The following is a 13,936-nucleotide window of genomic DNA, read 5'->3' as shown; positions in this document are numbered from 1 at the left end:
TGAATGGTAGAAATAGGGTCAGTCTTGCTTAGGTTGATTCTGTGGTTTGCTCTGCATTTCGCAGCTGGTTAGCTGCGGCGATCGCGATCGCCCCAAGAATGTCAGTGTTTTCACACAAACAGTACCAGAGCACCGTTGCCGCGTCAGTAAAGAGAGGTTTAACAGTGATTTAAATCCCTCTGGCTTTCTGTGACCTTTACAGAACTGCCCAGGTGGAGCGATTGAATAAATTTTTCGTGAAGGGAAATCTTGACCAGGCGGCTGTAGCGATGTGATGCAAGGGGTTAGTCGGCGCGATCGCCACAAGATTCTATGCTCTCTAGAAGTAGGGTGCCGTCACCGCGCAGCGTGACGCACCTTTCCGGGTTTGGGCACCTTACTAAATAACCCCAACGCCAATCAAGGCCATGTCAAATTACCGCCGACCCCATTTCTCTGGTGGAACCTATTTCATTACTCAAGTGACGTATCAACGCTATCCGTGGCTTTGCACAGCCCTCGGGCGACATGCGCTACGTCAGGCTCTACAGCATGTTCGACAAGAGCATCGTTTCCAGATACAAGCTTTTGTGCTTTTGCCTGATCACTTTCATACTCTTTGGACGTTGCCCCAAGAGCAGGGAGATCTTTCAACGCGAGTGCGATTGGTGAAGAGGTTTGTGACCAAGTATCACGGGCAAGCACTAGATCTGCCAATAGATATATCAACGTCTAGGAGAAAGCGCAAAGAAGGCAATATTTGGCAAAGACGGTTTTGGGAACATACGATTCGCGATGAAGCTGATTTTGCCGCTCATTGCGATTACATTCATTACAACCCTGTGCGGCATGGGCTTTGTGAAACACCGCAGCAATGGCCATTTTCGAGCTTGTATCGTTCAGTTGAAGAGAATATATATCCGTCAGGTTGGGGCGGTAAGGATGAGTTGCTTTTGGAAGGGGGTGGATTTAGGAATGAGTAAGTTTGGTGCATCATCGCCTTACGTGACGCACCCTACAGTTACTAGGAGCAAGCGCAAAGAGAGTTTGGAATTGAAGGTATATTAGTTGTCATCGTCACAAACAATATCTGGGCGCTCGTGAAATTCGCCGTGTTCCAGATATTTCTCAAAGAATACGAAGAAATCAGTAACTAGACAGCAGACTTTGCCATTTTTGTCAAATCCCCAGTAGGAGGAATAGTCTTCCCCCTCTCCCCAACCAGCACCAAAAGCAACAATATTTGTGTCAGGCTTCCTAATGCTATAGCGATCAGGAATTGTGTTGAAGGCTGTTAACTCTTTTAGAAAAAGATTAGCCCATGCAAATCTCTTTAAATTCCAAGGAATACTTTCAAGTATTGTCTTCCCATTCTCATTCATCTTCTCAGTCATTTCTCTTAAAAAAATTCCTTGAATATAATCATCCTCACATTCCAGACAAAAATCATTCAAAGGATGTACTATATCAGTCCTCTCATGAGAAAACGCTGCCTGCTTAATGAATAGAGCAGTTTCAAAATCCATAAAGCAAGCGGTTCCTGAATCTACATCATAGGTGGAAGAAGGGTATTGAACGTCATCAGAAACTGCCATTTGCCACTTAGCAGGACTAGCCTCACTTATCTGTATCTTTGCACAGGTGATTATGCAATCTTCTGCAGGTTCGCAACAAGCCAAGCTTAAGAATACAGGATAATTTCCAGGCTCAATTGTTTTTTGAAGACAGTATCTTTTTGAAGTTGGATTCCCAGGATCTTGCACAACTATTTTTCCTGATGGCAAGACTAAACTACCAATTTCAATTATAAAGATGGTAACAGTCTGGCTATCATAATAAGACATGTCAAGTTGAGAAGTGTAGCCATGTTGGAAAGCCTTTTGAAAATTGGTATGCATGGCTACAGTGGGTTAAGGATGCGAGTGTAGAAAAAATAGACAGTGGTTGAGTTTGAGGGGGATGTGGTTGGTCGTTACGGAACAAATGGGGTGGTGGGCAGTGCCCACCCTACGGCTTTCCCTAATATGGTTAAACTCCCAGCGTACTTAGCCTCTGATGCTGCAACGAGGAATGACTTCTAGGCGGGGATGACAGTAACGTACTGCTTACTTTCAAGCCGCAGCAGGTTTGGGCATAGGCAAGGGCAATCCGTCTTCCTCTAGTAAAAGCTGCAAAACCTCCTGTCCATTTCTGGCCGCTTCTTCGTAGCTGCTGCCATGGGTGCGATACGTCTGCTCAGGAAAGTCAGGCAAATGCACCAGATAGCGGTCGTCTTCCTCTGACCAGACAATCACCATTTCATAACGTAAACGATTGGGTAAAGAGTACTTCACAGAGGTCAACCTATTTACCACTAATTTCAACTAAAGGCTCCCTACCAATCAACAACTCAAGCGCCGTTGCCAAAGTGGCACTCAAAATCTTCCTAAGCTGAACATTTGAAGTGTTGCCGCAGGTTAACCAAATTACTTTGGGTGGCGGGCCGAGGCGGTCAACCAGATCCACAAAGTCCCTGTCTTTAGTCATCAAAATAGCACCTTGCGCTTTTGCGGCCTCAAAGATTTCAGGATCTTCAGCATCCCTTAAACCCAAATCTCGTAAAGCAACCGCTATTACGTCGAAGTTGTTATTAATCCAGGTCGCGATCGCAGGTGATAGATGGGCATCAACCCAAATTGTAGTCATGCCACCAAAACAGGATGGTTTAGTTTACGAGCCGCATAAACCAGGGAAGCTCTGACATCGTCCATTTCCAGGTCGGGCAAGTCTTCCAAAATTTCCTCAGCGCTCAAGCCTGCTGCAAACAGGTCCAACACATCAGAAACGCGAATCCTCATGCCGCGAATGCAGGGGCGACCACCGCATTGTTTAGGGTTTACTGTAATTCGTTTCAATAGGTCTGACATTTTGTACTTTTCTTTACTATCAATCGGTACTCAAATTTGCTTTTCCCAATACGCTTGAACTCCTGTCGTACTTAGCATAAGATGCTTGCACGGGGAATGACTTCTAGGCGGGGAAGAGAGAGGGTGGAGCCTCTCAAATCCCCTGTGACATCCCTCTTAGCACAGGTAAGTGAGATGCCCTTAGGAGCCATTCTAAGAGCTAGCGTCTTGTTTTACCCTCATTGGGACCGCTAGATAAATTCCCCGTTTTCCTAAACCGAAAACGGAGACACCCGTATGACACTCACTAACCCTGGAGACTTCAATGTCTCCACACAGTTCAAGCTGCCCACCTACCAGCCCGACCGGCTCTGCCACATTCTGCTGGGCGACTATGCCGCCGTCGTCGAAGCCATCAACCGCATGGATCGGCTTCGCTACTGTGAACGCATTGCCTGGCTAGACCCCATCCCCACCGGGCGCAGCGGCGAATACATCAGCGTGATGACCCGCCGCATTACGCCTGTGGAGTAGGCAACCAGAGTAAACCTAGGATGGGCAGAGGCTTGAGACCTTTGCCCATCTTCAACCTGTCTAAGTTTAAGATAGGGTCTGGTACATGCCCAGCCAGCCGGAAGGAAAGAGCTATGGCCGCCCCCAAGCAGCCCACCTCCAACAGTTTCAAAAAACTGCAGGGATTTTTGCGATCGCGCATGGGCCAGGCGATCGCCGACTACGGCATGATCACCGAGGGCGATCGCGTCATGGTCTGCGTCTCGGGCGGCAAAGACTCCCACACGCTGCTCGATATTTTGCGCCACCTGCAGCGCCACGCCCCCATCCACTTCGACCTTCTGGCGGTCAACCTCGATCAAAAGCAGCCCGGATTCCCCGCTCACGTGCTGCCCGAATACTTTGAGGCGATCGGCGTTCCCTACCGCATCGTTGAGCAAGACACCTACAGCACCGTCAAGCGGGTGATCCCGGAGGGCAAAACCATGTGCGGCCTGTGCTCGCGCCTTCGGCGGGGCGTGCTCTACCGGGTCGCCGCCGAAGAAGGGGCCACCAAAATTGCCCTCGGCCACCACCGCGACGACATGATCGAAACGCTGTTTCTCAACATGTTCCACGGCGGCAGGCTCAAGGCGATGCCCCCCAAACTGCTCACCGACGATCGCCGCCACATCGTCATTCGCCCTTTGGCCTACTGCCCCGAGGCCGACATCGCCCGCTACGCCCGCTACCGCGAGTTTCCGATCATTCCCTGCACGCTGTGCGGGTCGCAGGCCAACCTGCAGCGGGCGCAGATTAAAGACATGCTGCAAACCTGGGAAAGGCAGTGGCCGGGCCGCACCGAAACCCTGTTTCGCAGTCTGCAAAACGTCGCCCCGTCGCAGCTGGCCGACCCCGCCCTGTTCGACTTCAGCGGGCTAGAGTCGGCTCGCATTGCACCCAGCGATGAGGATGCGATGGGAACTGACCTGGAGGTGGAGTTTAACCCAGCGATGGCGCTGTTTGAAGGTGGACTGCCACCGCTGGCGGGGACAGGAGGGCGCGATCGCTAGCCTTCCTTAGCGCTATCTCGGCAAAAACTCGCGATCGAGCGCCTGCTCTGGGCTAAAGGGGCTCTCTAGCGGAAAATTTTCCAGGCCGACCCCAGTTTCGGTGGCGGTCAGATCGCGCGCCTCCTGGTAGCAGTGAGCAAAGACTTCCTCAAAGTATGACTTGAGCGTAGGGCTGGCTTTAAAGGCCTCCTGCAATCGACGGCGGTGCTCTTTGAGCACAAAACGCCAGCCGTTAGAGCGCTGCCCCGGCTGGTAAGCGTACTTGAGCAAGTGGCTTAGCACCACAATCAGGTTGCTGGTCAACGCTTGTTTTTCGCTGCGCCCCATAGCTTCTAATTCTTCGAGTAGGTTAGCAATGTCTAGCTCCGTCAACCGCCCTGCTTTTAGCAGTCGGCAGCTTACGTCGAGCCAAAGGGCGTAGTCTTGCTCATAGAGCTGGGCTAGTGAACTAGCCATAGCAGCAGTTTGGGGCGACATAGGGTAGCTGTTAGTCCAATACTGCCATTGTAGGAGAGGACAACGGAGGATGAGAGATTAGCAGGACAGCGACATTGCGATCTTTAATGACGCATCACGCACTAAAGTATTTCGCGGTTGGGTGGTAGGCCACGATCGCCGTCGTCGACTGCTCGGGGTACAGCTGCTCGCTCTCGTCAATGGTCATGCCAATGCGATCGGCTTTTAGCAGCTCCAGCTGCACCGGCTGGTCATCCATATTCGGGCAGGCGGGGTAGCCAAAGCTATAGCGCGACCCCTGGTAGCGCTGCTGCAACACCTCTCGCAGCGTAGCAGGTTCCAAATCGCCGTAGCCCAGCTCGCGGCGAATGCGGGCGTGGCACCACTCGGCCATCGCCTCGGCGGTTTGCACCGACAGGCCGTAGTAGTAGAGGTAGTCGGTGTACTGGTCGGCCTTGAAGAGGCTTTGGGCAAACTCTGTAGCGACTTCCCCTACGGTCACCGCCTGCATCGGGAAGACGTCGAACTGGCCCGGTTTCGCCATGTCTTTGGGCAAAAAGAAGTCGGCAATGCAGAGTCGCCGCAGGGATTTTTGCCGAGGGAATGTGAACGTGGCGATGGGTTTGGGGGGGATGGGTGGATGGGTGGACGGGTGGATGGGTGCATCCATTACAGCGGGATCGTAGATGTGCAAGCTATTCCCTTCGGCCAGGCAGGGGAAGTAGCCGTAGACGATGGCCGGATGCAGCAGGCTTTCGGCCAGAATCCGCGCTTTCCATGTATCGAGAATAGGGTGGACGGTCTCTTGCAAAAAGGCGTCGTACGCTTCGCGAGACTGCTCCTGGGGTTTGCGAAACTGCCACTGACCGACAAACAGCGCCTGGAGATCGAGGTAGCTGAAGACTTCTTCCAAAGAAATATCCGCTGGCGTGAGCACGCGGGTGCCCCAGAAGGGTGGGGTGGGGCGGGGAATCGCAGGGTCTACGGCCTCGGAACGGGTGGTGTCCTCGGACGGTGAGGGGATGAGGGGATGGGGGGATGAGGAAGGAACTTCAGGCGCGATCTCAACCGTGGGAGCCTCTTTCTCCCCATCTCCCCCACTCCTCATCTCCTCATCTAAAAAGCCCTGCAAATCATCCCACTTGCCCTCGGCCTTGGCCGGCATCAGCTTATCCATAAAGTGCAGGTCAGAAAAGGCGTCTTTGCCGTAGACGACCTTGCCTTTGTAGGTGTTCTGGCAGTCTTCGTGGACGAACTTGGGGGTCAGGGCCGCGCCGCCCAGAATGACGGGGACGGTAATGCCCTCTTCGTTGAAGGTTTCCAGGTTGTCTTTCATGAAGGCGGTGGATTTCACCAGCAGGCCGCTCATGGCGATGCAGTCGGCGTTGTGCTCGCGGTAGGCCTGAATGATCGCCTCCACGGGCTGCTTGATGCCCAGGTTGATGACCTTGTAGCCGTTGTTCGACAGAATAATATCGACCAGGTTTTTGCCGATATCGTGCACGTCGCCCTTGACCGTGGCGATGATGAAGGTGCCCTTGCCGGAGCCGTCGCTGTCGGCTTTTTCCATGTAGGGTTCGAGGTAGGCGACGGCAGCTTTCATGGTCTGGGCCGACTGCAGCACAAAGGGCAGCTGCATTTGCCCAGAGCCAAACAGTTCGCCCACCACCTTCATGCCGTCGAGCAAAAAGGTGTTGATGATCTCCAGGGGTGGGTAGGTTTCGAGGGCTTTGGCGAGCGCATCGTCAAGGCCGATGCGCTCGCCGTCGATGATGTGCTGCTTCAGTTGCTCGTCGATGGGCAGATCTTTTGCGATCGCCTCTTTCTTCTTTAAACTCTTGCCCTCGAACAGGGTGGTGAGCTTGGTCAGGGGGTCGTAGGAGACAATGTCGCCGTCAAACTCGCGATTGTCGTAGATCAGGTCGCGGCAGACCTTTTGGTGGTCGGGGTCGATCTTAGCTAAAGGAAGAATCTTGGCGGCGCTGACGATCGCCCCATCCAGCCCGGCCTGCATGGCCTCGTGCAAAAACACCGAGTTGAGCGTCACGCGGGCCACCGGGCTGAGGCCAAAGGAGACGTTCGACACCCCCAGCATGATGTGACAGCCGGGCAGGTGCTCGCGAATTAGGCGAATCGACTCGATGGTTTCCTTGCCATTGACCCGGTCTTCTTCAATGCCGGTGGAGATTGGCAGAGCCAGGGTGTCAAAGAAAATTTCGTGGGCCGGAATGCCGTACTCCAGCGCATCGCGGTAGGCGCGCTGGGCAATCTGGAACTTTTTCTCGGCGGTACGGGCCATGCCGTCTTCGTCAATGGTGCCGACGACGATGCCTGCGCCGTATTTCTTGGCTAGTTCGAGGACTTTGAAGAAGCGATCGTCGCCGTCTTCGTAGTTGGTGGAGTTGAGAATGCACTTGCCCCCGGCCACCTTCAGCCCCGCCTCCATCTTCTGCCACTCGGTGGAGTCGAGCATCAGCGGCAGGGTGACGTTGGTGACCAGCCGCGACACCAGTTCGTGCATGTCGCGCTCGCCGTCGCGGCCCACATAGTCTACGTTCACGTCGAGGACGTGGGCACCCTCTTTGACCTGTTCTCTGGCCAGGGCCACCAGCCCGTCCCAATCCTCCGCGTTCAGCATCTCGCGGCATTTTTTAGAGCCGCTGGCGTTGAGGCGTTCGCCCACGATTAAGAACGAGTTGTCCTGGTCGTAGGGCTGGGGGCTGTAGATGGAGGCGGCAGAGGGGGTGTAGTTGAGGGCGGGGCGGGGGGAAGGGTGGATGAGTGGGAGGGTGGATGAGTGGGAGGGTGTAGCAGAAGCATTTACCCCGTTACCCATCGACCCATCGACCCATCCACCCCTAACGGGTCTTTCCTTAGGCCGAAGATCCCGCGCCAGCTCGGCTAGCTGGGCAATATGCTCGGGCCGGGTGCCGCAGCAGCCGCCGATCACCTGCACGCCGAGATCTTCAATGAAGTGCATCAGCGACATGCGCAGCTCGGTGGGGGTGAGGCGGTAGACGGCATGGCCGCCCACGTTTTCGGGCAGACCGGCGTTGGGGATGCAGGAGATGACGAAGGGGGATTGCTCGGCCAGGTGACGCACGTGGTCTTTCATCAGGTCGGGGCCGGTGGCGCAGTTGAGGCCCAGAATGTCGATCGGGTAGGGTTCGAGAATGGCCAGGGCGGCGGCCATTTCGGTGCCCACGAGCATCGTGCCCTGCTGCTCCATAGTGACAGAGACCATCAGCGGCAGGCGCTGGCCTGTGGCGGCAAAGGCTTCTTCGATACCGTTGAGGGCGGCTTTGATTTGCAGCACGTCCTGGCAGGTTTCCACCAGCATCAGATCTACGCCGCCGTCGATCAGGCCCCGCGCCTGCTCCACGTAGGCATCTTTTAACGTGTCAAAGTCAATGTGGCCGAGGGTGGGCAGCTTGGTGCCCGGCCCCATGGAACCCGCCACGAAGCGGGGTTTTTCGAGCGTGGAATATTCATCGGCGACGCGGCGGGCCAGGGCGGCGGCGGTTTTGTTGAGTTCGTAGGCGCGATCGGCCAGATCGTACTCAGCCAGCACAATCGAGGTACCGCCAAAGGTGTCGGTTTCGATCACGTCGGCCCCGGCTTCGAGAAAGCCCCGATGCACGGTCTCGACCGCCTTGGGGTTGGTGAGCACCAGGTATTCGTTGCAGCCTTCGTACTCGGGGCCGCCAAAGTCTGCCGCCGTTAGGTTTTGCACCTGCAGGTTGGTGCCCATTGCGCCATCGAACACAATAACGGGGCGATCGGGGCTGTGGAGGCGATCGAGGAAGGCGTTAGACATGGGGGACGCTAGACATACGGCTATACAGAATATTTATTATCGGCCATTGCCCCCAAAGTCGCCCAAAAGTTGATAGCTGCCGTTTTAGGGCAATTTGTGCGGAATGTGCCCCCCGATAGCCCCTCATGTTGGCGACTTACTATATGCTTTGACTGTAGCTTTTTTGCATAACTCACCATCACAATGGGCCGACTTACCACCCACGTTCTTGATACAGCCTTGGGTAAACCTGCCGCCTCACTGCGGCTGACAGTCTGGGCCATTAACAACGAAGCCGATATCAAAACGGCGCTCAAAACCGTTGAAACTAACAGCGATGGCCGCACCGATGAACCCCTGCTGGAGGGCGAAGAGCTGCACAGGGGCACCTACGAGATCACCTTTGACGTGGCGGCCTACTTTGCCAAGTCTGGGGCCGTTATTTCTGAACCGCCGTTTTTAGACCAAATTCCGATTCGCTTTACGGTGGCCGACCCCAGCGGCAATTTTCACGTGCCGCTGCTGGTGTCACCCTGGTCTTACAGCACCTATCGGGGCAGCTAGGGTCGCTCGGGCTGAAGGAAATGGTGCTCTAGGGCAGGGGCCACTACGGCGCGATCGCGGCCTGCGGCTTTGGCCTGGTAGAGGGCAGCGTCGGCAGCCCGCAGCAGATCTTCAATTTCGCAATCGTCAGAGGGCACCGCTACCGCTAGCCCAAAGCTACAGCTGACGTAGGCATTGGTGGGTGAGCCCTGGTGGGGAATGGCGCGGGCCTGTAGAGTGTGGCGAATGCGGTTGAGAATGTGGACCGCCCCCTCGCTATCGGTCTTGGGCAGAATCAGGGCAAACTCTTCGCCGCCGTAGCGGGCCGCCATATCGGCCGGTCGGCGAATAACGGTGTCGAAGACCCCTGCGATCGCCCGCAGACACTGATCGCCCAAAATATGGCCGTAGGTGTCGTTGTAGGCCTTGAAGTGGTCAACATCGCAGAGCACCACCGCCAGAGGGGTTTGCTCGCGACGGCCCAGCTTCCACTCGTAGGCCAGCTTGTCGTCAAAGGCGCGCCGGTTAGAAATGCCGGTCAGGCTGTCCTGGGTTACCATCGCCTGCAAAATCTGGTTGTCGGCCAAAATCTGCTGCTCTAGCAGCTGCTCCTGGGCCAGCAGAGCGCTGAGCTTGAGCGCCTGTTGCCGAGCCCGCAGCAGCGACTCAACCCGCAGCAGCAGCTCGGTTTGCTCAACAGGGATCGTAATCACATCGTCGACCTGCTGACGGATAGCAGTGGTCAGCAGGGGCAGGTGAGCCCGCTTGAGCAACAGCAGAAAGGGCAAAAAAACAGGGCTAGCCGCCTCCCGCTGGGCCAAAATTTGCTCGTTTAAGCGGCCCAAAAAGAGACTGTCAAAAATACACAGATCAAACGCATTCCCCCAGTTCAACCCCTCAGATGGGGAGTCTTGCAGATTATAGAAACGCCCTAGCAGCTGGGCCAATAGATGACGATTTTGCTGATGATCGATGCCCAGCAAAATTCGGTGCTGCCACTGCTGGTCGAGATCCGGAGGCTGAGCGGGCGGGTGAGGAAACAAATTAGGGTTCATCGTCGCGAGACTTAATAAATTCAGGAACTCCGCTTAAAATGCCCCGTAGCTGCGTCAGGGGGCGACCCACCTTGATGCCGTAGCGCGAAATTTCAAACTCCCGTAAGGTCTTTTCAAAGTCGCTGAGCCGCTTCTTCAAAACGCCGATCGCCCGCCGCATTTGGCCGCGAATTTCGAGATATCGCAGAAAAATGATGTTGTCGGCCAGGTAGGATACACCCAGCTCTGTCGCCTTAAAATCGCCCGTGATCGACTCAACCTCGTTGGTCAGCAGGGTGGTAATGCCTCGGCCCTTGAGGTACTGGCAGAGACTGTGAATATTGCGAATCAGGTCATCCTCCTGAAAGGACAGCTTGTAGCCCAGCACGCTGTCGATCATGATGATTTGGGTGTTGGCTTTTTCGACCTCCAGCCGCACCTGGTTGGCAAACTCATCGGGGGAGTACAGCAGGGGGTCAACCTTAAGCACCGACAACGTGCCCCGTTCTACCATGGCCCGCACCGGAATGTTGATGCCCTCGCAGCGGTTGAGCAGGGTATCGACCGCCTCCTCAAACAGGTAGACGACTGAGCGATCGCCCCGACCCGCCGCCTCTTTAATAAACTGCAGGCCCAGGGTGGTTTTGCCCACGCCGCTGGGGCCAGAAATAATTGTCACGGTGCCGCTTTCGATGCCGCCGTTGAGTAGCTCATCGATCTCGGGAATGCCCGCCGGACAGAGGTGAGGGGCTACCACCGAAATAGGGTTTTCACTCGCCATCAGCTGCGGAAACACGACCAGGCCGCGATCGCAGATGCGCATGGCGTGGCGGCCCTTGCGAAACGAGCTGCCCCGCAGTTTGGTCACTTCCAGAACCCGCCCATTGTCCTGCATTTGCAGGGTCAAAATGCCGTCGCTGATGAACTGCAGATCTTCATCAGGGGCCTCCTGACTGCCTTCGGAGGTAAACAGCACCGTCGCCCCGGCGGCGACTAAAAAGCGCAGAAACCCCACGGCCTGCTGGCGAAACTGGTAGGCATCGGTCGACAGGTAGCGCAGCTGAGTCATCGAATCGATAAACACGCGCTTGGGCTGGATCGCGTTGACCCGCTCAACAATGCGCTCTGTCAGCGGGGCCTGCTCGACCTGAGCCGCCGCAAAAATGTCGTAGCCCTGGTTGTTGACAAAAAATTCGGCATCGGGGCTTAGATCCAAGACCTCCACCGCCTCGACCGGAAAGCCCGAGGCTGCGCCGTTGCGCCGCAGCTGCTCAAAGGATTCGCCCAGGCTGATAAACAGTCGGGGAGTGCCATCGTCTAGGGCGGTGGTGAGAAAATGCCACCCTAGGGTTGTTTTGCCGCAGCCCGGCCCACCTCTAACCAAATACGTCTGCCCCGATGGTAGCCCTCCGTCTAAGACTTCATCGAGTCCCTCAATACCTGACGAAAGGCGATCATTCTCATGCATTTTGGTCGAGTCTACCTATAGCTCACAGTAGCGGCCGCTCTTTAGCCCTATCGAGCCAGGAGAGCCGCTAGCTCTTCATCGTGCCACCAAATGCTCCTGCCAAACGATTGATGATTGTAAATAATAGCGATTGTAATAATAGGGGGCTACCGTCCAGGCCGCTGAATGATCTGCTCCATCACCCGCTGCTTGGTTTTGGGATCGATGCCGATCAGCCGCACGTAGTCCTGGGCGTAGTCGCCCAGACAGCGTTCTACCGCCGCGCTGGCGGTAGCCGCATCCTGCCCGGAGATGGCGGGGCCGCTCTGCCAGGCGTTGGTCTGAAACCGCCGCTTATCCACATGCTCGATGCCCAGGCGATAGCCCTGGGAGAGGATGGCGTTGATCTGCTGGCGCAGGTCGGGGGGGAGGGTGGAGGAGTGGGAGGGTGAAGGGGTGGGAGCGTAAACGGGTGGGGTGGGGGAGTAGGTGGACTGGGAGGAATCGGGCATGGGGCACGAGCCGCCGTTGCCGTTACCAGATGCTCTGGCGGCATCGCCACTGGTAGCGCCCTCAGCAGCGGCGGGGTTGTCGTTGGGGTTGTAGGCGCGGTAAAAGCTGTCTGAGGAGGGCGCTGAGGATGCGCCAGCCGATAGAACGCGGTTGTACTCGTTGGCGAGGCGCATGTCGCTGACGCGGCGCTGCTCGCGCACCAGGCGATCGCCCACCTCAAGCAAGTGCGACAGGCTAAAGTCGGGCTTGCGGAAGCTGGGGGGCGTGGTGGTGTTGACCACGCTGCGGGAGACGTTCTCTAGCCCAACGGAGTAGATAAAGTCGCGGATTTGCTCGTTGTAGATCTGGGCGCGCACGGCCCCAAAAAAGTCGATCGCCTGGTTGGGAAAGGTATCGACCAGAGTATTAATGTCAGACTGCGAAAGGCCATCGGGCTCAAAAATGCCGCCCACAATGCCGATGCGATCGCTCCTGTCCGGCTCCCAGTAAAACTTCTCCATGCGGCCATCGCGAATCAGCGGCGCGTAGAGGGTCGAGAGGTCGTTGCCGGTGAGAATAATCGGCACCCGCTGAATCTCATTTTCGTCGTAGCTGCCGGGCAGCTGAACATTGGTGGGGTTGTCGGCAATGTTCATCAGGGTGTTGTTGACGAGCTGCGTGTTGACGGTGTACTGCGTCAGCGCGTCAAAGCGGCCCGCCCCGGCGTCGATGTCGTTGATCATCAGCACCGCCATTTTGCCCCGCACCCGCACCAGCTCGGCGGCCTCGCGGTAGCGCAGGCGAATCAGCCGGGCCGGGTCGCCCGCGTCGGGGCTCTCCAGCTCGCCACCGGAGATGTGAACCACCTCGATGCCCATGCGCTCGTACACCAGCTCGCACTGAAAGGTTTTGCCCTCACCCTTGCGACCGTGGACGCCCAAAATCAGCGGAATTTTGACCTGCGGCAGCTTCAGGTAGTTTTTGGTGATGTGCACCGCCATCTTTTCGAGAAACCGGGGGGAGAGGTAGTAGGCCATGGGGAGGGCGATGCAATAGCGGAACGACGGCAAGAGCAGGGGCTAGCAATTTGCCACCCCCAGCAAAAAAGTATCAGCTTTTACATTATCTCGCAGCGGGGCTTCGTCAATGGTTCAAAAGGCTGAAGGGAGACATAAGCGATCGCTATGGGTGATAGTTATCCATCGTAGCTAGCCTCAGCGCCCGCTCAAGCCCCCGTCATGGCCTTGACCAAAATCCTCAGGTGGAAGGAGGCTCAGCACCAAATGTCCGCTGTCCTGGTGCGATAATAGACGAAAGGCAGCCTCCCAATGTCATCAAGCGCAACGCTAACTTAGAGTAAGGCTCATGGAACCAACCACCTCCCTCGACGCCCAGGCCCTTAAAGCGCTAATCAAAGAGAGCGTTCGGGAAGTGATGCGCGAAGAGTGGTTCAAGTTCTTTCAAATGTTAATGCCCTACGTGGATGACGACGAACAGTCCGATATCGAAGCGAGTTTTTCCCCCGAAGACTACAACGATGAGGACTTTGTTGACGTAACCGACTGGTTTGGCGATGAAAGTCAAACTCAGTAAATCAGCCGACCGCTTTCTAATACTAAATCCGACTTGGCTACCCCTGAAATGGTGTAGGATTAGGGAATGCCTAGACCCCTCCATCTCGAACCTCATTTTTCAGCCGACGAGCTTAAAGCGCGGTATCGCGCAAGCGGTGACCCGGT

General features: G+C 55.9%; 14 protein-coding genes. 5 read left to right on the top strand and 9 right to left on the bottom strand.

Annotated elements, in window-relative coordinates; translation table 11 throughout:
- The first annotated feature begins 407 nt into the window (after window positions 1–407).
- Window positions 408–962, top strand: a complete 555-nt coding sequence (locus tag ACQ4N7_RS23190; protein WP_430713815.1) for an REP-associated tyrosine transposase — start codon at window positions 408–410, stop codon at window positions 960–962.
- 81 nt (window positions 963–1,043) lie between these two features.
- Here ACQ4N7_RS23190 and ACQ4N7_RS23185 read toward each other — a convergent pair whose 3' ends face one another.
- The 4 genes from ACQ4N7_RS23185 to ACQ4N7_RS23170 form a co-directional block, all read right to left on the bottom strand.
- The gene (locus ACQ4N7_RS23185; RefSeq protein ID WP_430713814.1) at window positions 1,044–1,877 is read right to left on the bottom strand and encodes a DUF4241 domain-containing protein; all 834 of its coding nucleotides are present in this window, start codon (window positions 1,875–1,877) and stop codon (window positions 1,044–1,046) included.
- 213 nt (window positions 1,878–2,090) lie between these two features.
- Window positions 2,091–2,276 (bottom strand): type II toxin-antitoxin system HicB family antitoxin, encoded by a 186-nt coding sequence (locus ACQ4N7_RS23180; RefSeq protein ID WP_430713871.1) that lies wholly within the window; start codon window positions 2,274–2,276, stop codon window positions 2,091–2,093.
- Window positions 2,277–2,322: 46 nt separating this feature from the next.
- The gene (locus ACQ4N7_RS23175) at window positions 2,323–2,664 is read right to left on the bottom strand and encodes a DUF5615 family PIN-like protein (RefSeq protein WP_430713813.1); all 342 of its coding nucleotides are present in this window, start codon (window positions 2,662–2,664) and stop codon (window positions 2,323–2,325) included.
- A complete protein-coding gene (locus ACQ4N7_RS23170; RefSeq protein WP_430713812.1) occupies window positions 2,661–2,885 on the bottom strand; it encodes a DUF433 domain-containing protein in 225 nt (74 codons plus the stop codon). The genes ACQ4N7_RS23175 and ACQ4N7_RS23170 overlap by 4 nt, the downstream gene beginning before the upstream one ends.
- A gap of 276 nt (window positions 2,886–3,161) precedes the next feature.
- Between ACQ4N7_RS23170 and ACQ4N7_RS23165 the strand changes: the two genes are divergently transcribed.
- The gene (locus tag ACQ4N7_RS23165; RefSeq protein ID WP_430713811.1) at window positions 3,162–3,398 is read left to right on the top strand and encodes a hypothetical protein; all 237 of its coding nucleotides are present in this window, start codon (window positions 3,162–3,164) and stop codon (window positions 3,396–3,398) included.
- Window positions 3,399–3,511: 113 nt separating this feature from the next.
- The gene (ttcA, locus tag ACQ4N7_RS23160; protein ID WP_430713810.1) at window positions 3,512–4,429 is read left to right on the top strand and encodes a tRNA 2-thiocytidine(32) synthetase TtcA; all 918 of its coding nucleotides are present in this window, start codon (window positions 3,512–3,514) and stop codon (window positions 4,427–4,429) included.
- Between the two features lie 12 nt (window positions 4,430–4,441).
- Here ttcA and ACQ4N7_RS23155 read toward each other — a convergent pair whose 3' ends face one another.
- Both ACQ4N7_RS23155 and metH read right to left on the bottom strand, forming a co-directional pair.
- Entirely contained in the window at window positions 4,442–4,885 is a 444-nt protein-coding gene (locus tag ACQ4N7_RS23155; RefSeq protein WP_430713809.1) for a DUF29 domain-containing protein, read from the bottom strand.
- A 115-nt stretch (window positions 4,886–5,000) separates the two neighbouring features.
- On the bottom strand, window positions 5,001–8,702 hold the full coding sequence (gene metH / locus ACQ4N7_RS23150) for a methionine synthase (protein ID WP_430713808.1): 3,702 nt from the start codon (window positions 8,700–8,702) through the stop codon (window positions 5,001–5,003).
- Between the two features lie 183 nt (window positions 8,703–8,885).
- On the opposite strand from metH, the gene uraH reads away from it, so the two are divergent.
- Complete coding sequence (uraH, locus tag ACQ4N7_RS23145; RefSeq protein WP_430713807.1) at window positions 8,886–9,245, top strand: hydroxyisourate hydrolase; 360 nt, start codon at window positions 8,886–8,888, stop codon at window positions 9,243–9,245.
- On the opposite strand, the gene ACQ4N7_RS23140 is transcribed toward uraH, so the two are convergent.
- The 3 genes from ACQ4N7_RS23140 to ACQ4N7_RS23130 form a co-directional block, all read right to left on the bottom strand.
- The gene (locus ACQ4N7_RS23140) at window positions 9,242–10,279 is read right to left on the bottom strand and encodes a diguanylate cyclase domain-containing protein (RefSeq protein ID WP_430713806.1); all 1,038 of its coding nucleotides are present in this window, start codon (window positions 10,277–10,279) and stop codon (window positions 9,242–9,244) included. The two genes, uraH and ACQ4N7_RS23140, sit on opposite strands and share 4 nt — an antisense overlap.
- Window positions 10,269–11,726, bottom strand: a complete 1,458-nt coding sequence (locus ACQ4N7_RS23135; protein ID WP_430713805.1) for an ATPase domain-containing protein — start codon at window positions 11,724–11,726, stop codon at window positions 10,269–10,271. Before ACQ4N7_RS23135 ends, ACQ4N7_RS23140 begins: the two co-directional genes overlap by 11 nt.
- A 146-nt stretch (window positions 11,727–11,872) precedes the next feature.
- Window positions 11,873–13,234: a ribulose bisphosphate carboxylase small subunit gene (locus ACQ4N7_RS23130; RefSeq protein WP_430713804.1), complete on the bottom strand. Its 1,362-nt coding sequence runs from the start codon at window positions 13,232–13,234 to the stop codon at window positions 11,873–11,875.
- A 328-nt stretch (window positions 13,235–13,562) separates the two neighbouring features.
- On the opposite strand from ACQ4N7_RS23130, the gene ACQ4N7_RS23125 reads away from it, so the two are divergent.
- Window positions 13,563–13,790, top strand: a complete 228-nt coding sequence (locus ACQ4N7_RS23125; protein ID WP_430713803.1) for a hypothetical protein — start codon at window positions 13,563–13,565, stop codon at window positions 13,788–13,790.
- Window positions 13,791–13,936 lie beyond the last annotated feature (146 nt).

The organism is Nodosilinea sp. AN01ver1 (assembly GCF_050565655.1).
GTDB lineage: Bacteria > Cyanobacteriota > Cyanobacteriia > Phormidesmidales > Phormidesmidaceae > Nodosilinea.
Note: the sequence above shows the minus strand (reverse complement) of the source record. Positions and strands in the feature narration are given on the sequence as shown.